Annotated in this window: 18 protein-coding genes; 9 read left to right on the top strand and 9 right to left on the bottom strand. The window is 62.6% G+C overall.

Features of this window, described 5'->3' with window-relative positions:
• Positions 1–52: 52 nt before the first annotated feature.
• Positions 53–1378, bottom strand: coding sequence for a 30S ribosomal protein S12 methylthiotransferase RimO (gene rimO / locus QUG03_RS10645; protein WP_107801704.1), 1326 nt, complete (start codon positions 1376–1378; stop codon positions 53–55).
• A gap of 380 nt (positions 1379–1758) precedes the next feature.
• On the opposite strand from rimO, the gene QUG03_RS10640 reads away from it, so the two are divergent.
• Positions 1759–2286, top strand: a complete 528-nt coding sequence (locus QUG03_RS10640; protein ID WP_107798634.1) for a TIGR00645 family protein — start codon at positions 1759–1761, stop codon at positions 2284–2286.
• 25 nt (positions 2287–2311) lie between these two features.
• On the opposite strand, the gene QUG03_RS10635 is transcribed toward QUG03_RS10640, so the two are convergent.
• Both QUG03_RS10635 and phaR read right to left on the bottom strand, forming a co-directional pair.
• Positions 2312–3613: a tetratricopeptide repeat protein gene (locus QUG03_RS10635; protein WP_500819960.1), complete on the bottom strand. Its 1302-nt coding sequence runs from the start codon at positions 3611–3613 to the stop codon at positions 2312–2314.
• Between the two features lie 289 nt (positions 3614–3902).
• On the bottom strand, positions 3903–4466 hold the full coding sequence (phaR, locus tag QUG03_RS10630) for a polyhydroxyalkanoate synthesis repressor PhaR (RefSeq protein WP_107798632.1): 564 nt from the start codon (positions 4464–4466) through the stop codon (positions 3903–3905).
• Between the two features lie 200 nt (positions 4467–4666).
• Here phaR and QUG03_RS10625 point away from each other — a divergent pair, with 200 nt between their 5' ends.
• Both QUG03_RS10625 and QUG03_RS10620 read left to right on the top strand, forming a co-directional pair.
• A complete protein-coding gene (locus tag QUG03_RS10625) occupies positions 4667–5221 on the top strand; it encodes a phasin family protein (protein WP_019101299.1) in 555 nt (184 codons plus the stop codon).
• A gap of 139 nt (positions 5222–5360) precedes the next feature.
• Positions 5361–6491 carry a M14 family metallopeptidase gene (locus QUG03_RS10620; protein WP_235087429.1) on the top strand — a complete coding sequence of 377 codons (1131 nt, stop codon included), beginning with the start codon at positions 5361–5363 and terminating at the stop codon, positions 6489–6491.
• A gap of 64 nt (positions 6492–6555) precedes the next feature.
• On the opposite strand, the gene QUG03_RS10615 is transcribed toward QUG03_RS10620, so the two are convergent.
• The gene (locus QUG03_RS10615) at positions 6556–7203 is read right to left on the bottom strand and encodes an HAD family hydrolase (protein WP_107798630.1); all 648 of its coding nucleotides are present in this window, start codon (positions 7201–7203) and stop codon (positions 6556–6558) included.
• A gap of 63 nt (positions 7204–7266) precedes the next feature.
• Complete coding sequence (ilvA, locus tag QUG03_RS10610; RefSeq protein ID WP_227104302.1) at positions 7267–8796, bottom strand: threonine ammonia-lyase, biosynthetic; 1530 nt, start codon at positions 8794–8796, stop codon at positions 7267–7269.
• A gap of 228 nt (positions 8797–9024) precedes the next feature.
• Between ilvA and QUG03_RS10605 the strand changes: the two genes are divergently transcribed.
• The 4 genes from QUG03_RS10605 to lipA all read left to right on the top strand — a co-directional run bounded on the left by QUG03_RS10605 (position 9025) and on the right by lipA (position 12349).
• Positions 9025–10170: a D-alanyl-D-alanine carboxypeptidase family protein gene (locus tag QUG03_RS10605; protein ID WP_107798629.1), complete on the top strand. Its 1146-nt coding sequence runs from the start codon at positions 9025–9027 to the stop codon at positions 10168–10170.
• 349 nt (positions 10171–10519) lie between these two features.
• Positions 10520–10765 (top strand): YbeD family protein, encoded by a 246-nt coding sequence (locus tag QUG03_RS10600; protein ID WP_370445189.1) that lies wholly within the window; start codon positions 10520–10522, stop codon positions 10763–10765.
• Between the two features lie 16 nt (positions 10766–10781).
• The gene (gene lipB / locus QUG03_RS10595) at positions 10782–11405 is read left to right on the top strand and encodes a lipoyl(octanoyl) transferase LipB (RefSeq protein WP_107798627.1); all 624 of its coding nucleotides are present in this window, start codon (positions 10782–10784) and stop codon (positions 11403–11405) included.
• Positions 11402–12349, top strand: a complete 948-nt coding sequence (gene lipA, locus QUG03_RS10590; RefSeq protein WP_166452149.1) for a lipoyl synthase — start codon at positions 11402–11404, stop codon at positions 12347–12349. The genes lipB and lipA overlap by 4 nt, the downstream gene beginning before the upstream one ends.
• Positions 12350–12566: 217 nt before the next feature.
• On the opposite strand, the gene dctA is transcribed toward lipA, so the two are convergent.
• Together dctA and QUG03_RS10580 are read right to left on the bottom strand one after the other, a co-directional pair.
• The gene (gene dctA / locus QUG03_RS10585) at positions 12567–13886 is read right to left on the bottom strand and encodes a C4-dicarboxylate transporter DctA (RefSeq protein ID WP_486635600.1); all 1320 of its coding nucleotides are present in this window, start codon (positions 13884–13886) and stop codon (positions 12567–12569) included.
• 114 nt (positions 13887–14000) lie between these two features.
• Positions 14001–14747, bottom strand: coding sequence for a FadR/GntR family transcriptional regulator (locus QUG03_RS10580; RefSeq protein WP_488905463.1), 747 nt, complete (start codon positions 14745–14747; stop codon positions 14001–14003).
• 520 nt (positions 14748–15267) lie between these two features.
• On the opposite strand from QUG03_RS10580, the gene QUG03_RS10575 reads away from it, so the two are divergent.
• Both QUG03_RS10575 and QUG03_RS10570 read left to right on the top strand, forming a co-directional pair.
• Complete coding sequence (locus QUG03_RS10575; protein ID WP_488905462.1) at positions 15268–16131, top strand: hypothetical protein; 864 nt, start codon at positions 15268–15270, stop codon at positions 16129–16131.
• Positions 16132–16143: 12 nt separating this feature from the next.
• Positions 16144–16449, top strand: coding sequence for a hypothetical protein (locus QUG03_RS10570; RefSeq protein WP_488905461.1), 306 nt, complete (start codon positions 16144–16146; stop codon positions 16447–16449).
• Between the two features lie 18 nt (positions 16450–16467).
• Here the strand turns inward: QUG03_RS10570 and QUG03_RS10565 are convergent, their stop codons facing one another.
• Positions 16468–17835 (bottom strand): sodium:solute symporter family protein, encoded by a 1368-nt coding sequence (locus tag QUG03_RS10565; protein WP_500819959.1) that lies wholly within the window; start codon positions 17833–17835, stop codon positions 16468–16470.
• A 69-nt stretch (positions 17836–17904) separates the two neighbouring features.
• Positions 17905–18855 carry an agmatinase gene (gene speB, locus QUG03_RS10560; protein WP_500819958.1) on the bottom strand — a complete coding sequence of 317 codons (951 nt, stop codon included), beginning with the start codon at positions 18853–18855 and terminating at the stop codon, positions 17905–17907.
• Between the last annotated feature and the right edge of the window lie 5 nt (positions 18856–18860).

The raw sequence follows: 18860 nt of genomic DNA, 5'->3' as shown, positions 1-18860 counted from the left end.
CGGCGCGTCGCCAGAAAGCGACGCGCCGCGTGGATCGGCTCTTGTCGGCGGATCAGGACGACAGGCGCTCGCCCCACAGATCGTGCTCGCTGCAATCGACGATCTTCACCGAATAGAACTCGCCCGCGCGCATGCCGGCGGCGTCCTCGACGAACACCAGGCCGTCGATCTCCGGCGCGTCCGCGTAGCTGCGGCAAATCGCCGTGCCTTCGTCGTCGATCTCGTCCACCAGCACCTGCATGGTCTGGCCGACGCGGCGCTCCAGGCGACGGGCGCTGATCTCTTCCTGCACCGCCATGAAACGCTCTTTACGCGCCTCCTTCACCGCTTCCGGCACCGGGTTCGGCAAATCGTTGGCCGTGGCGCCTTCCACCGGCGAATAGGTGAAACAGCCTACGCGGTCCAGTTCCGCCTCGCGGATAAAGCTCAGCAATTCTTCGAAGTCTTCCTCGGTCTCGCCGGGGAAACCGACGATGAAGGTGGAGCGGATCACCAGTTCCGGACAGATCTCGCGCCATTTCTTGATGCGCGCCAACACATTGTCGCTATTGGCCGGACGCTTCATCAGCTTCAGCACCTTCTGGCTGGCGTGCTGGAACGGGATATCCAGATAGGGCAGGATCTTGCCGTCGCGCATCAGCGGAATCACCTCGTCCACATGCGGATACGGGTAGACGTAATGCAGACGCACCCAAATGCCGTGGCGGCCCAGTTCCTCGCACAGCTCGGTCATCCGGGTCTTCACCGGACGGCCGTTGTGGAAGCCCAGCTTGTACTTGGTGTCCACGCCGTAAGCCGAGGTGTCCTGCGAGATCACCAGGATTTCCTTGACCCCGGCCTTGGCCAGGTTCTCCGCTTCGCGCAGCACATCGTGAATCGGCCGGCTTTCCAGATCCCCGCGCATGGACGGGATGATGCAGAAGGTGCAGCGATGGTTGCAGCCTTCGGAAATCTTCAGATAGGCGTAATGCTTGGGCGTCAGCCGCACGCCGATGTCCGGCACCAGATCGACGAAAGGATCGTGAGGCTTGGGCAGATGCGCGTGCACCGCGCTCATCACCTCGTCGGTGGCGTGCGGGCCGGTCACGGCCAAGACCGACGGATGCGCGTCGCGCACCACATCGCCCTTGGCCCCCAGACAGCCGGTGACGATGACCTTGCCGTTCTCGTTCAGGGCTTCGCCGATCGCGTCCAGGGACTCGGCCACGGCGGAATCGATGAAGCCGCAGGTGTTGACCACCACCAGGTCGGCGCCGGCGTAACTGCCGGAAATATCGTAGCCTTCGGCGCGAAGGCGGGTCAGGATCTGCTCGGAGTCGCTGGAGGCTTTGGGACAGCCCAGCGACACGAAGCCGATGCTTGGAATCTTGTCTGCCATGATGATGGCCTTGCTGAAGAAAAACGCGAGAGTATACAACGATTTGACAGGCGATGCGCAGCGTTCGGAGGGGTTTGCGCCGCGGGCTCGCCGATTCGTTTTCACCCCGCCGACGCAGGGCCGGATGCGGACGCCGCCGAGCAACGCTCTCCTTTCAGACCTCACTTGATAGTAAAATCCGACGCCTCCATATAGGCCTGAGAGCCGGTTCAAAGTCTCGCGAGCTGGGGCGAGACAAGGCGACAACGGCTGTAAAGCGGAATATGGCAGTGATGCATGAGCATTTCGAAGCCGGTTTCAACGCCCAGGTCTAAAATCCCGCCGCCGCGCCGCAGACTTTGAACAGCTTCTGAGCCGTCAACCCCTCACACGATACCGATATGAAAACTCTCGTTTCACGCATGGAGTCCCTGATTTTCGCCAGCCGCTGGCTGCAGGCTCCGCTCTATCTTGGCCTCATCGTCGCCCAGGGGGTGTACGTCTATAAGTTTCTGCTCGAACTGATCCACTTGGTCGCCGACGCCTCCAGCATGACGGAAACCCAGATCATGCTGATCGTGCTGGGCCTGATCGACGTGGTGATGATCGCCAATCTGCTGATCATGGTGGTGGTGGGCGGCTACGAAACCTTCGTCTCCAAGATCGACAGTCTGAACAGCCACGAGGACCGGCCGGAATGGCTGTCCCATGTCAACGCCGGCGTGCTGAAGACCAAGCTGTCGCTGGCGCTGATCAGCATCTCCTCCATCCATCTGCTGAAAACCTTCATCAGCGCGTCCAATCTGGGCAGCCCCGGCAACCCGCTCACCGAACAGGGCGTGATGTGGCAGGTGGTGATCCATTGCACCTTCCTGCTGTCCGCGCTGGTGATGGCCTGGACCGACAAGCTGATGCAAAGCAAGCACTGAGCGCCGGCGCCCGCAGAGGCCTTGACTAAGGCATGCGCTCGGCGCAATAGAAAGCGCCGGGCACCGGACACCCCGCCTCCTCCCGCAACATCATGTCCCGGCGCTCCCGCAACGCCAACCCGCACGCCGCCAGCAGCCCCTCCACCCAGTCCGGATCGTGCAGATAGCGCCCGCAGGGCTGCAGCCGGTGGCCGCCCGGCAAAGCCCGCGGCGCGCGCTCTATGCTGAACAGCAGCAAGCCGCCCGGTTTGAGCGCGCGCGCCATCCAGCTCAAGGCCGGCTCCAGATCGCCAAAATAGCTGAGCGTGTCCAGGCAGCAGATCAGATCGACCGGCAATGGAGCCGTCGCCAGGAATTCGATGATGTCGCCCTGGGTCAAGACGTCGTACACGCCCTTGTCCGCGGCGCGCGCCAGCATTTCGCCGCTGAGATCCACCCCCTGCAAGCGGCGCGCGTACGGCCGCAAGACCCCGCCGGCCAGGCCGGTGCCGCAGCCCAGATCCAGCGCGTCCAGAGCGGCCGGCGGCGGCGCCAATCGTTCCAGACATTGCGCCAGCCACTGCGGCCCCTGGTAATGCAGGCGGGTCAGGGTGGCGTCAAACGCCTCGGCGTTGGCGTCGAAAGTCCGCCGGATGAATTCCGGGCTGCACTGCGGCGGCGGCTCCGCGCCGCCGCAGGCGGCCAACAGATGCAAGGCCACCGGATCGTCCGGCGCTTGCGCCAGCCAGTCATGCAACAAGGCCAGGGCCGCGTCGCGCTGATCCAGCTCGCAATGCGCCTCGATGCGCGCGATCGGCCCATGCGCGGCCGGCTGGGCCACGATGCCCAACGCATTGTGGCGCCGCGCCTCGGCATGGCGCTCCTGTCGCAAACACAGGCCGGCCAGCAGGAAGTGCGCGTCGGCGCAGTCGGCGTCCGCGCTCAGCGCTTGCCGGCACGCCTGTTCCGCGGCGGCGAAATCGCCGTCCTGCTCGCAGGCGGCGGCCAGATTGGTCCAATACATGGGCTGGCCGCCGTCCAGCGCCGCGGCCGCGGCGAAAGCCCGCCGCGCGTCGCCCGAACGGCCCTGGCGCGCCTGCGCCATGCCCAGGCTGAAATGCCAGTCCGCATGGCCCGCCTCCGCGGCGATCGCCTCGCTCAGCCAGACTTCGGCCTCGGCCGGGCGCTGCGTCTGCAGCAAGAGGAAAGCCAGAAAGGATTTGGCCGCGGCGCACGCGGGCCAATCGCGCAGGCAGGCGCGATAAGCTCGCTCCGCCTCGGCCCAATCGCCGTCCAGATGGCTGCGCTGCGCCGCGCGCAGGCGGGCGCTCAGCGCTTCGGCGGACATGGCGCGGTGCCTTGCCGGCCCGGCCGGCTAGAGTCGTCAATGGGAAATGGGGAAAATCGAAATACGTCGGACGCCGTGCAAGAGTAGCGGGCGCCGCTAACGGCGCCCGGCATCCAACATGCGGGAATCGGCATGGCAAGCCCTCCGGGGGCAAGCGGCGGATGGAAACGGACAGGCGGCCGTTCCAGCCGGCCGCCTGCGCCTTAGAGTCTGTTTACGATCTGCTGCGCTGCGCGCGATACGGCGTTGAAAACGCCTTGTCTCGCTGGCTCGAGAGATCGTACATGCTTTAGGACGGGTCCTTGTCGTCCTCGCCCTGCTTGTAAGCCGGGAAGGCGAAACCGCCGAACAGTTGCTTGGTCTGTTCCTGCATCCGGTTCTGCATGTCCAGAAACATGCTGGTGCTCTGTTCCATGTAGTTGGCCATCATGTTCTGCACCGCCGGCCCCTGAAATTTCATGAACTCGCCCCACAGATTGGCGTTCAACATGGTGTTGTCGCCGTAAATCGCGCGGGTTTGTTCCTGCATTTTCTGCTGCAGCTGGGCGAACAGTTGCAGATTGTTCTCCAGGAAGGGCCCCATCATGCCCTGCATGGCCTGGCCGTAGGAGCGGATGAACTGGGTCAGCACCTCGTAGCTGAACATCGGCATGCCGCCGTTCTCCTCCTCCAGGATGATCTGCAACAGCACACTGCGGGTGATGTCCTCTTGGCTCTTGGCGTCGACGACTTGAATGTCCACATTATCAAGCACCAATTGCTTCACATCCCCCAAGGTGATGTAGGAACTGGTGGCGGTATCGTACAGCCGGCGGTTCGGGTACTTTTTGATGACCCGCTTTTCAACACTCATGTAACGCTCCCGGTTTATTTTGGTACGGTGTGCCGTGTGCCGGCAATTTATCATAAATACAACACGCTAGAGTAAATCTTCAGTCAGTGCTCCCAATTTTGCTGCAATGCATGATACATTTACTCGTCATTGTGCAGTGCAAAATTTTTGATTCAGACTATCTCCTTTTAAGGTCTCACCCCACAGCGGAGGAATACATTATGTCCATCAGCAATGAGCAACTGAACAAGCTGTCCCTGAACGGTCTGGAAACCATTTTCCGCTTTTCGCAAATCACTCTGGATAGCGCCGAGCGCCTGGTCAAGCTGAACTTGGAAATCTCCAAGCAGTCGCTGGAAGAAAACGTCAAAATCGCCAAGCAGCTGAGCGGCGTGACCGACCCGCAAGAAGCGGTTAGCCACCTGAACAAGCTGGCCACCCAGAACATCGACACCGCTCTGGCCAATTCCCGCAATCTGTACGACATCGTTTCCTCCGCTCAAAGCGAACTGACCAAGCTGGCCGAAGAAAACCTGGGCAGCTTCAACAAGTCGCTGATCGGCGCGATCGAGTCCGCAGCCAAAAACGCTCCGGCCGGCTCCGACGCCGCGCTGAACGCGGTGAAAAGCTCGGTAGCCGCCGCAGCCGCCGCGGTCAACACCTTCAGCAAAGCCGCCCAGCAAGTGGTGGAGTTCACCGACAGCAGCGTCAAGGCCGCCACCAGCGCCACCGCCGACGCGGTGAAGACCGCCAGCAAGCGCGCGCCCACCGCTTAAGTCCAGTTTCAGGCTAAAGCGCAACCCCGTCCAGCCGACGGGGTTTTTCTTTGCCTTGCGCCTGAGGATGGCATGTGAGCGGCGACAGGTTTACAATCTCCGCCTTAAGCACGTTTCAGGAAACCAATAGGTTCAGCGCATGAAAATCAGCAGCAATTTTGACGCCGGCAGCATCGAGATCGTCTCCGCCGACAACTACGAAGACATCCAACTGCGCATCCGCCGCGACAATGCGGCCGATTTCGCCCAGTGGTTCTACTTCCGCGTGCAAGGCGCCGCTTATCAGCACTGCACCTTCAATTTCCTGAACGCCGGCGAAAGCGCCTATCCGGACGGCTGGGTCGACTACCAAGCGGTGGCCTCCTACGACCGCATCAACTGGTTCCGCGTGCCCACCCACTACGAAAACGGCGTGATGACGATAGATCACGTGCCGCTGTCCGGCAGCATCTACTACGCCTATTTCGAACCCTATTCCTACGACCAGCATCTGAACCTGATCGGTCAGGCGCAGGGCTCCGGCCTGTGCCAGGTCAGCGACCTGGGCTTTACCGTGCAGCAGCGCGACATCAATCTGCTGACCATAGGCCACGAGGTGGAATCGGATCTCAAGATCTGGATCATCGCCCGTCAGCATCCGGGCGAAACCATGGCCGAATGGTTCATCGAAGGCCTGCTCAACCGCCTGCTGGACCCGCAGGATCCCACCAGCCGCGCGCTGCTGGACCGCGCCACTTTCTACGTGGTGCCCAATATGAACCCGGACGGCTCGGTGCTGGGCAATCTGCGCACCAACGCCGCCGGCGCCAACCTGAACCGCGAATGGGCGGCCCCCAGCGCGGAGACCAGCCCGGAAGTGCTGGCGGTGCGCAACAAGATGCAGGAAACCGGCGTGGACCTGTTCCTGGACATCCACGGCGACGAGAACATTCCTTATGTGTTCCTGGCCGGCACCGAAGGCGTGCCATCGTGGAACGAGCGCCTGGAAACCCTGGCCGATCAGTTCCGCCACCACCTGCTGCTGGCCAGCCCGGACTACCAGACCGAGCACGGCTACCCGCGCAACGCGCCGGGCAAGGCCAATATGACCATCGCCACCAACTGGGTATGCGAACACTTCGGCTGTCTCGCCTTCACGCTGGAGATGCCGTTCAAGGACAACGCCAATCTGCCGGACGACGACTTCGGCTGGAGCGGCCAGCGCAGCCTGCGCCTGGGCGAGGCGGCCTTGTCGCCCATCTATGCGATAGCGCAGAACCTGCGCGCCTGAGAATCACCAGGCCGAAACCAAAAAAGCCACGGAGAACCGTGGCTTTTTTCATTTCCATTGCCGCTTAAACGTGATCCAGCAATTGCAGCGGATGATCGATGGCGATGTCGGCGCCCCACTCCGCCGGCCGGTCGCTGTCGGCGATGTAACCCCAATTGGCCAACACCGTCTTCATGCCCACGCTGCGGCCGGCGGCGATGTCGCGCTCGGCGTCGCCCACGTACAGGCAATGCTCAGGCGCGATGCCGATCCGCTCGGCGGCGAAGCGCATCGGCCGCGGATCCGGTTTGGGCACGCCCACGGTGTCGCCGCTGACCGTCACCGCCGGCGCCGCGATGAAAGGCAGCGAAGGCACCAGACGGTCGGTGAAGCGCATCGGCTTATTGGTGATGATGCCCCACAGCAAGCCCTTGTCCATCAAGCCCTGGATCAGGCCGTTGACGCCGTCGAACAGGACGGTCTCGTCGGCGAAGCTGTGCTCGTAGTGATCCAGAAAGCGCAAGCGATATTCCTCGAAACGCGGGTGCTCGCGGTCGATGCCGAAGCCCAGGCTGACCAGCCCGCGCGCGCCGTGGCTGGCGATGGGACGCACCGCCGCGTACGGCTGCGGCGGCAGGCCTTCCTCGGCCAGCAGGCGGTTGAGCGCGGCGCCCAGATCGCGCGCGGTGTCGGCCAAGGTGCCGTCCAGATCGAATAGAACTGCCTTGATCATGATTCGCTTCAAAGAAGGAGCGCGGCGTCAGGCTGCCGACCACAAGCAGCCCGCCGGCCCGGTTCAACGTATGGTCTTGCCCAGGAACAGCTTGTAGGCCGGGTTCTGGGTTTCCTCGACATAGGGATAGCCCAGATTGTCGAGGAAGCGCTGGAACTCCGCGTCGTCGCTGGCCGGCACCTGTATGCCCACCAGCACGCGGCCGTAATCGGCGCCGTGATTGCGATAATGGAACAGGCTGATGTTCCAGTCCACGCTCATCGCCTCCAGGAAACGCATCAGCGCGCCCGGGCGGTCCGGAAACTCGAAGCGCAGCACTCGCTCGTCCTTGAGCTGCGGCGCGTGACCGCCCACCAGATGACGGATGTGCAGCTTGGCCAATTCGTTGTCGGTCAGATCGATGCTGTCCAGCTCATGCGCGTTCAGGCTGGAGAGTATGTTCTCCAGGTCCTGTTTGCCGCTGATCTGCACGCCGACGAAGACATGGGCGGTGCCGGGATCGGCGAAGCGGTAATTGAATTCGGTGATGTTGCGGCCGCCTATCACGGTACAGAAGCGCTTGAAGCTGCCCGGCTTTTCCGGAATGGTCACCGCGATGACGGCCTCGCGCCGCTCGCCCAGTTCGGAACGCTCGGACACATGGCGCAGGCGGTCGAAATTCATATTGGCGCCGCAGGAGATCGCCACCAGGGTCTGGTCCACGCAGCCTTCGCGCTCCACGTAAGCCTTGGCGCCGGCCACCGCCAAGGCGCCCGCCGGCTCCACGATGGAGCGGGTGTCTTCGAAGATGTCCTTGATCGCCGCGCAGATGGCGTCGGTGTCCACCAGGATGATCTCGTCCAGCAGCTCGCGGCAAATGCGGAAAGTCTCCTCGCCCACCAGCTTGACCGCCACCCCGTCGGCGAACAGGCCCACGTCCTTCAACTCCACGCGCTCGCCCTTGGCGATGGATTGGCGCATGGCGTCGGAATCCACCGGCTGCACGCCTATCACCTTGATCTCCGGCTTGAGCCGCTTGATGAAGCTGGAGATGCCGGCGGCCAGGCCGCCGCCGCCGATGGCGACGAAGACGGCGTTCAAGCCGTCCGGGTGCTGGCGCAGAATCTCCATGCCTATGGTGCCCTGGCCGGCGATCACGTCCGGGTCGTCGAACGGCGGAATATAAGTCATGCCGTTTTGCGCGGCCAATTCAGTCGCGTGGTGGAAGGCTTCGTTGAAGGAATCGCCATGCAGCACCACCTGGCCGCCGTATTGCTTGACCGCGTCTATCTTGATCTGCGGCGTGGTCACCGGCATCACGATGGTGGCCGCGCAGCCCAGCCGGCTGGCGGACAAGGCCACGCCCTGCGCGTGGTTGCCGGCGCTGGCGGTGATCACGCCGCGCGCGCGCTGTTCCGCGCTGAGCTTGGCCATCTTGTTGTAAGCGCCGCGCAGCTTGAAGGAGAACACCGGCTGCAGATCCTCGCGCTTGAGCAGAATCGTGTTGCGATAGCGGCGCGACAGATTGGGCGCCAGCTCCAGCGGCGTTTCGATGGCGACGTCGTAAACCCGCGACGTCAGGATGCGTTCCAGATAGTCTTGCTTCTCTTGCATGGCAAAGCCTTTGTCCCGATCATTATTTTGCTTGAACTGCCAGAGTAGCAGGAACTCCAAGCAGACGGGAAGCCTTGATAATATTGGATTGTTGCATTGCGGTATCGCAACGGCTCCGTCCGCCCCGCCCGCAGAAAATCCCCACTTCGCGGCAACCGGACGGCAATCCGCGTGTATAATCAACGGCTACTATTTGGACCTCAACCCCCAGCGTTGCCCATAGGAACAATGAAAACATTCACCAGCATTCTCACGGCAGCGGCGATCGCGCTGCCGTCCGTCTCTTTCGCCTCCGCCGCCTTTCTGCCGCCCGCGCCCGAAATCGCCGGCAAGGCTTATTACCTGACCGACTTCAACAGCGGGCAAGTGCTGGCCGAGCGCGACCCGGACTCCCGCGTGGAGCCGGCCTCGCTGACCAAGCTGATGACCGCCTACCTCACCTTCAAGGCGCTGAAGGAAAAACGGCTGACTCTGGAACAGACGCTGACGGTGTCGCAAAAAGGCTGGAAAACCGAAGGCTCGCGCATGTTCCTGGATCCCAAGGTGCCGGCCAAGGTCGACGACCTGATCAAGGGCATGATCGTGCAATCCGGCAACGACGCCTGCGTGACGCTGGCTGAAGCCATCGCCGGCAGCGAGGAAGTCTTCGCCCAGGTGATGACCCAGCAGGCGCAGAAACTGGGCATGAAGAACACCCAGTTCCGCAACGCCACCGGCCTGCCCAATCCCGAGCACTACACCACCGTGCACGATCTGGGCATCCTGGCCGGCGCGCTGATCCGCGACTTCCCGGAGTTCTACCCGATCTACTCGATCAAGTCCTTCACCTACAACAACATCAAGCAGCCCAACCGCAACCTGCTGCTCTACCGCGACCCCAACGTCGACGGCATGAAGACCGGCTACACCGACAGCGCCGGCTACAATATGATCACCACCAGCCACCGCGACGGCCGTCGCGTGATTTCAGTGGTGGTGGGCACCGCCAGCCCGGAGGCGCGCGCAGTGGAAAGCTCCAAGCTGCTCAACTACGGCTTGCAGTTTTACGATACGCCCAAACTGTATAGCGGCGCCAAGCCGGTGTCCGAGCTGCCCATCTACAAGGGCGCGGCCAAAACCGTGTCCGTCGGCTTCGCCAGCGACGTCTACGCCACCGTGGCCAAGGGCCAGGCCGCCAAGCTCAAGGCCGATCTGACCACCATGCAGCCCTTGATCGCCCCGGTCAAAGCCGGCCAGGTGGTGGGCAAGCTGGTGGTGTCGCTGGACGGCAAGCCGCTGTTCGAGCGCCCGGTAGTGGCCTTGAAGGCGGTGGAAGAAGGCGGCTTCTTCAGCCGGCTGTGGGACAGCATCAAGCTGATGCTGGGCTGGAAATAAACGGCGTCCGCCGTTAATCGCTGCGCCGGGCATCGCCCGGACGCCGCGGCTGTATTATGATGTGACGTTTTAGTAATAAAGACGACCGTAAAATGTATTGGCGCGGGCGGCCCGGTTTGCAGTACAACTGGCTGCTGCGCCTTTGCCCGTTTCGGGTTCGGCGTCTTTAGAACCTGTTTACGATCTGCTGCGCTTCGGCGATACCGCGTTGAAAACCGCTTCGAAATGCTCATGTACCGTGTGTACACTCCGCTTTCTCAACTGTTTTCGCCTTGTCTCGCTCTTGCTCGCGCAATCGTAAACACGTTCTTAGCGGATTTGATTGCATATGTCTGAAAAACAGGAACTCATGGAATTCCCCTGTCGCTTCCCCATCAAGGTGATGGGCGAGCGTCACGAGGATTTCGTCCTCACCATCACCGAGGTCGTCCGCGTCAACGCGCCCGACCTGGCCGACCACGACGTGACGCTGCGCGAAAGCGCCAACGGCCGCTTTTACGCGCTGACCGTCACCGTCACCGCCACCTCGCGTCAACAGCTGGACAATATCTATCTGTCGCTGACCGGCCATCCGATGGTGAAAATGGTGCTTTAAGCACCTGGAGATTGCCGTGTCGCGCATCGTCAAACATCTGGGCCGAGTGGATTACGAACCAACCTGGCGCGCCATGCAGGCGTTCACCGACGCCCGCAACGCCGATACCCCCGATGAACTGTGGGTGGTCGAACATCCGCCCGTCTATACCCAGGGCCTGGCCGGCAAGCCGGAGCACCTGCTGCACGCCACCGCCATTCCGGTGGTGAAAACCGACCGCGGCGGCCAGATCACCTATCACGGGCCGGGCCAGTTGGTGGTTTATCTGCTGGTGGATTTCAAGCGCATGGGCATAGGCGTGCGCGAGCTGGTGCGCCGCATCGAACAGGCGGTGATAGACACGCTGGCGGAACTGGGCATACACGGCAACGGCGATGTGGACGCGCCCGGCGTTTACGTGGCCGGCGCCAAGATCGCCTCGCTGGGCCTGCGCATCAAGAACCACGCGGTCTACCATGGCCTCAGCTTCAATGTGGACATGGACCTGGCGCCTTTCGATTCCATCAATCCTTGCGGTTACGCCAACCTCAAGGTGACCGACCTGAAACAACTGGGAGTGGAGCTGAGCCTTGCCGCCGCCGCCGATACGCTGCTGCCGCATCTGGAGCGCCTCCTGAACAGCACCAAGGAACTGACATGAAGCCGGAAAACCAGGCTGGGGTCAAACACAAGGGCGCGGCCAAAACCGCCCGCATCCCCATCAAGATCGTCCCGCTGGACGAAAAACTGAAAAAACCGGAATGGATCCGCGCCAAGCTGCCCAACGGCCAGCGCTTCCACGAGATCAAGCAGATTCTGCGCGAACAAAAGCTGCACACGGTGTGCGAGGAAGCCACCTGCCCGAACATCGGCGAATGTTTCAGCAAAGGCACCGCCACCTTCATGATCATGGGCGATATCTGCACCCGCCGCTGCCCGTTCTGCGACGTGGGCCACGGCCGCCCCAACCCGCTGGATCCGGACGAACCGCGCCACCTGGCGGAGAGCGTGGCCGCGATGAAGCTGAAGTACGTGGTGGTGACTTCGGTGGACCGCGACGATCTGCGCGACGGCGGCGCCCAGCACTTCGCCGACTGCATCAACTCGGTGCGTGAAATGTCGCCCAACACCCAGATCGAAACTCTGGTGCCGGACTTCCGCGGCCGCCTGGACGTGGCCGTCGACATTCTGAGCCAGACCCCGCCGGACGTGATGAACCACAATCTGGAAACCGTGCCGCGGCTGTACAAGCAGGCGCGTCCGGGTTCGGATTACGCGCACTCGCTGCAATTGCTGAAGGACTACAAGGCCAAGAACCCCGACGTCCGCACCAAGTCCGGCCTGATGGTGGGCCTGGGCGAGACCGACGAAGAGATTCTGGAAGTGATGCGCGATCTGCGCGCCCACAATGTGGACATGCTGACCATAGGCCAGTATCTGCAACCGTCCGACGGCCACCTGCCGGTACTGCGCTATGTGCACCCGGACGTATTCAAGATGTTCGAGAAAAAAGCCTATGAAATGGGCTTCGTCCATGCCGCCGTGGGCGCGATGGTGCGCTCCAGCTACCACGCCGACGTGCAGGCGCACGAGGCCGGTGTGTGAGTAACCTTTTAATGCGGCTAAACAACGCTGACGTGCGCTGAACGTCAAACTAAAAAAATGCCTGATCAAATTCATGATCAGGCATTTTTTATGACTTCTCCAGCACATCAACCGGGGAAGGCTCCCAGATATTGCTGCCCCGTTCGAACTATCCGCAACGCCTATGGCGCCCCGCCAAAATGGAGACGCGCTAAAGCCACCACCGCTAAAACCTGCTTCAACGATCCACCAAGGAACCGACGCTGACAGCCGGCTCTGCCACATATTCATAACCCTGCTTGCGTCTCAGCACATTGCGCGCCCGCTCCAAGTCCATATCCCGCTCCCAGCGCGCCACCACCACCGCGGCCACGCAATTGCCGATTAAATTGGTCAACGCCCGAGCAATGCCCATGAACCAGTCCACCGACAACACCAACACCAGCCCGATCACCGGAATGGCGGGTATTGCCGACAGAGTCGCCGACAGAATCACCAAGGCAGAGCCAGGAATTCCATGCGCGCCCTTGGAGGTCACCAACGACACCGCGAGAATGGTCAACAAATCGTAATTGGACAGCGGCGTATTGGTGGCATGGGCGATAAACACCGCCGCCAGGGTAAGATAAATGGAAAAACCATCGAGATTGAACGAATAACCGGTGGGAATCACCAGGCCCACGGTGGCATTGCCGATGCCCAGATGTTCAAGCTTTTGCATGACTTGCGGCAACACCGCGTCGGACGAGGCCGTCCCCACCACGATCGATAACTCGTCTTTCAGATAGCGTAAAAATGCTACGATGTTAAGACCCGCCAATTGCAAAATAGTCCCCAGCACCACCAGAACAAACAAAGCGCAAGTGAGATAAAACATCAGCACCAGACCACCCAACTGCTGCAAGGACGATACCCCGTAACTGGCGGTGGTAAAGGCAATGGAGCCGAACACTCCCAGCGGCGCCAATTGCACCACCAGACCGATCAGCTTGAAAAACACATGGCCCGCCTCATGCACCAGCCGAATCACTCCGCCAGCGGAATCGCGCACTAGATTCAAGGCGCAACCAAACAATAAGGCAAACACCAACACCTGCAAGATATCGCCCGAGGCCAACGCGCCAAACACCGTGCCAGGAATCAAGTTCATGAAAAACGACCAGGTGCTGCCATGCTGCAAAGCCTGGGCTCTATCGGTGTAGGCGGCCATCGCTTGGGTATCCAAGGAGCCGACATCCACGTTCATCCCCAGACCGATGCTGCTATGCAGGGCCAACAGCAAGCCCAAAGCCAGAGCCAGAGTCGTGACCAGCTCAAAATACACAATGGCCTTCAAACCCACCCGGCCCACTTTTTTCAAGTCACCGGCACCGGTAATCCCGCTCACCACCACACAGAATACAATCGGCGCGATCAGCATCTTGATCAGCTTGATAAAACCATCTCCCAACGGTTTCAACTGTAGAGCCTGTTCCGGCCACAACAAGCCGGCGCAGATGCCGAGGACAAGTCCGATCATGACTCGTACAAACAACGACTTCTTAGTCAAACGCAGCATGGCTTCCCTTTCTCCTAATGAGGAGGTATGGCGAGAAGCCGCCCAGACAAGTCATCCAGGCCAAGACGGTTGACGCGGCGGCCTTCCGGAAACGGCTTCCAACATCCAACTGGCTTAGGTACCACCCTCCCCTTGTTGTGACCAGACGACAGACGTGCCACGAACCGGAATCCCCAAGCGTTCGCAAGCATGAATGATGTGCTGTTGCATGGCGGCGCTGGCCGCCGCGCTGTCATGCGCCTTGATGGCCCGCAAAATGGCCTCTTTCTCAATCAACGCCGCCTGTAACTCCTGCGGTCGCGCCAGCATGATGGCGCGGGCGTGACCAATGGCCTCGCTGGCCTGCTCCATCGACTGCTTGAACACTGGGTTGCGGCTAAATCCCACCAACTGCCGGTGGAACAAAATATCCGCCTCCACCACCGCAGCCATTTCGCCCGCAGCCAGCGCCTCACGCATATCCAGCAGCGTTAGCCGCAACTGCATCAGTTCTTCGGAAGTTATCGACTGCGCGACCAAGCCCACCACGAATGGCTCCAGCGCCAAGCGCAGTTGAAACACGTCCTCCGGACGCACCGTCGGCTGCGCCAACGGCTCACCCTGGGGATCGGTGCTAAGCACAAACACCCCCTTGCCGGGATGGGAGCGGACAAAGCCCAAGGCCTCAAGCACCGAAATCGCCTCGCGCAGCGGCGGGCGGCTGATGCCAAACTGCTCTGCCAGATCGCGCTGCGACGGCAGCATCTCTCCAGGCAACCAGACGCCGCGCTTGATGGCATCAAGAATATTGCGGGCGGCGACATCGCCCAGTTTGGAAGAAGTGAACATGGCGGCCAGGCGATCAAAAACATGATTAGTCATAAACGGCAAACTACACTGGTCTAACTGGTATTACCAGTAAGACCAATATTTTACCCGCTATCAAGTCGCGCCTCCGTCGCCCAAAACCGCCTCCGGCCAAGCCAGTTGCGGCATAGCTGCCGGTGACATTTCCGCAACGCACCGGGCGACCGAACTCAGCATCGCCGAAGTTCTGGCGGGCCGCCGGCAATCGACTGGCCTGTGCAGCTTGTTGCCAAGCCTGCGCTCAGATGTCGATATGCTCGTCATTCGCCACCACGGCGCTAATGATAAAGCTCGAAACCCGCTTAGATGCGCTCACGCGTGAAGGAACCACCCTAGCCGACCTCGATAGAACGATGAAAACGGCCAAACCAAAGGGAGTACCGGAGCGCCCTTTTCATTGCCATATCATTGGTACAGGCTCGCTGCAACAACGGATCGTCTATACCACGACATGCGCCCGCCATAGCGTCCGCGCACGTTTCATCCCGCAAACCGCGCGGTCGCGTCAGCGCCCGCCTGCCGATGGAGCAGCGCCATGCCCGCCAGCCCCCTTCTTCGCCTGCTGCCTTTGCTGCCGCTGCTGGCCGCCTGCGCCAACGCTCCGGACACGCCATTCGCCGATTTCGACAACGCCGCCCGCAGCGTCACGCAAAGCTCCGCCGGTACTTTTGCGCGCATCCAGCAGAATGCGCGACTCAACGCGGTGCTTACCGCGCCCAACGCCCCGCTGCGCACGGACACCTTCCGCCCGCAAGCCGGCAACGGCGCCAGCTACGACCTCGGCCCCGCCCTGGCCCAGCTTCAGGCGACGCTGGACGCGCTGGAAAAATACGCCCGAACTCTGCGCAGCCTGGCTGGAGACCGGGAGGCCGAGGCCCGGGTCGACGCCGCCGCCCAGGACTTGGCCGACAGCGTTCAGGATCTCAAACTGCGCGGCGGCGACGAGGCCGCCGCCAAGATTCTGGCCACCGCGGCCGATGCGCTGGGCCGCCAGCTCACCACCGCGCAACGCAAGAACGCGCTGCGCGACACCATGGCCACCGCCCAGCCCGGACTGGACCGGCTGGCCGTCAGCAGCCACCGCGTCTTGAGCGCGCTGCCCGGCTATCTGAGCGTGCTCAGGGACAGCCTGCTGCGTCACGCCAATTTCAGCCGACCGCCCTACGGCAGCTGGGAGCGCTACCAGTTCGACCTCGCTATCTCCGACCGGCTACGCGAATTCGAGCAGATCGAGGCCGCGCTGCAAGCCAGCGACAAAGCGATTCAGGGCTTTCCCGACACCAACCGCCAGTTGCTGCAAAGCTTGGACGCGCCCCAGTCCAAGCTGCAAGCGCTGCGCGACTTCGCCGCCGAAGCCAGGCGGCTGCGCAATTTTTATCGCGACCTGCCCGCCAAATAAAGGAGGCAGCATATGGACAGCCACCGAGTCACCGAGCTTGTCAGCGGCCTGGCATCCCGCATCAACAATCTGGCCGTCGCCAGCCTGGGCGCGGACAGCCGCGCCTTGCTGGCGCAACAGGATGAATTGGCCAACCAGACCCTGGCGCTGATCGCGCGGGATCTGAACGCCGACACCAACGACTTCCGCAACGCGATCGCCGCGCTGCAAGCGGCGACCGAGGCGGCCGATCACGCCGGGCGGCAGCTGCAACGCGTGGGCGACACCATCAAGCTGACCGCCAAAGCCATCGGCGCGGTGGCCAAGCTGCTGGCCTGAACGGCCGACGACGGGCGGCTACTCCCGCGCCGGGCGCGGCCGCGCGCGTCCGTCCGCCAGGCTGAACGCCAGCATCAGGCCGGCGCTGGTCAGCAAGCTGAAATAAATCGGCGTATTGGCGTCCAGACCGTCCCGCAGCATGAAGAACACCGCCGCGCCCAAACCGCCCATCATGGCGCCCACCGCGCCGGCGGTCGTCGCCCGCGGCCAGCAGATCGCCGCCAACAACGGCACCAGCATGCTGCCCACCAGCAGGTTGTAGGCCAGGGTCAGCGCCTGGATCACGTCATTCACCCGCATCGCCAGCAGCAGGACCAAGGCCCCGGCCAGCAAGGTGGCCGCCCGGTTGCGGCGTAAACCGGCGCGCCCTCCCGGCAACAAGTCCTCCGTCAAGGTGGTCGACGCGGCCAGCAAGGCGGCGCTGGCGGTGGACATCATCGCCGCCAGCGCCGCCGCGATCACCAAGCCGCGCACGCCGTCCGGCAACACCCCTTTGACGACGGCGGCAAAAGCGTTGTTAGGGCTCTCCAGCTCCGGCAGCAATACCCGCGCCGCCATGCCGATCAGCGCACAGACCAAACCGTACAACAGGCAATACAGGCCGGCGGCGCTGCCGGCATAGCGCGCCACCTTGTCGTCGCGCGCGGTGAACACCCGCTGCCATACATCCTGACCGATGAGGATGCCGAAGAAATAGATCAGGAAATACGTCAGCACCGTGCCCCAGCCCAGGCCCTCGAAGCTGAACGCGGACGCCGGCAGCCGGACGGCCAGCTGCTCCCAACCGCCCACCCGCCACAGACAGATGGGCAGCAGCACCAGCATCAGGCCAACCGTCTTGATGACGAATTGCACGATGTCGGTCAAGGTCAGTGACCACATGCCGCCTATCGCCGAGTAAATCACCACCACGCCGCCGCCGATGACGACGGCCAGCCAGAACGGCAGCTCGAACAGCACCTGCATCACCGTGCCTATCGCCAACACCGAAGTCACGCAGATCATCAGCGCGTACGACAACATCACCAGCGCGCTGGCCTTGCGCGCCAGCGGATGATAGCGGCGCTCCAGCACCTGGGTGACCGTGAAAACCCGCAAACGCAGCAACGGCTTGGCCAGAAACAGATTGAGCACCACGATGCCGCTGCCCAGCGCCGCGCACAACCAAAAGCCGGAAATGCCGTAAACATAGCCCAGCCGGACCGTGCCCACAGTGGAGGCGCCGCCCAGCACTGTCGCCGCCATGGTGCCCATATACATCATCGGCCCCAGATTGCGCCCCGCCACCAGGTACTGCTCCCGGTCGCTGGCCCGCCGCATGCCCAGCCAACCCAGCCACAACATGGCGCCGATATAGGCGGCCACCGTCAATAGATCCAGACTCATCTCGTTCTCCTCTTGTTCTCGGGACCGCAGCGCATTCTCCGGCGCTCGCGGGTATGGAATCAGCGCGGCTTAGCGCGCCGGTGTGGGCAGGACGCACAGCATTTCGAACAGCAGATTGGCGCCCAGCAAAGCGGTGTTGCCGCTGGCGTCATACGGCGGTGACACCTCGACCAGATCGCCGCCCACCAGATCCAGGCCCCGGCAGCCGCGCACGATTTCCAAGGCCTGCGCCGAACTCAGGCCGCCCACTTCCGGCGTGCCGGTGCCGGGCGCGAACGCCGGGTCGATACCGTCGATGTCGAAACTCAGATACGCCGGCGCCGCTCCCAGCTGCGCGCGCACCTCGGCCATCAACGGCGCCAGCGAGCGATGCCAGCATTGCTCCGCCGTCTCCACCCGAAAACTGCGCTGGCGCGACCAGTCGAAATCCGCCGCCCCGTAGCCGCTGCCGCGCAGACCGATCTGGACCACCCGCCCCTCGGCCAGCAGCCCCTCCTCCCAGGCGCGGCGGAAGGTGGTGCCGTGCGCGATCTTCTCGCCGAACATCTCGTCGTTGACATCGGCGTGAGCGTCCACATGCACCAAGCCCAGCGGGCCATGCTTGCGAGCCAGCGCGCGCAGCGCCGGCAAGGTGACGGTGTGGTCCCCGCCCATGCCCAGCAAACGCACCGGGTGCCTCAGCGCCAGATCGTAGGCGGCCTCGATCCGCGCCACGCTGTCCGCCAGGTTATAGGGATTGGTGGCGACATCGCCGAGGTCCGCCACTTGCAGCCGTTCGAACGGCGCCGCGCCGCTGCCCAGGTTGTAGGGGCGCAGCAGCGCCGACTGGCTGCGGATTTCACGCGGGCCAAAGCGGGTGCCGCTGCGGTTTGAGGTGCCGATATCCAGCGGCAGGCCGATGAAGGCGGCGTCCAGGCCGGCGGCACTGTCGCGCAGAGGCAGGCGCATCATGCTGGCGACGCCGCCGAAACGCGGCATCGCATTGCCGCTCAGCGGTTGGTTGAGCAAAGGGGCGGACATAAGAC

It is taken from the genome of Chromobacterium sp. CCUG 30098, assembly GCF_059916605.1.
The sequence above is the reverse complement of the archived record's forward strand: the minus strand, read 5'-3'. Positions and strand labels throughout refer to the sequence as shown.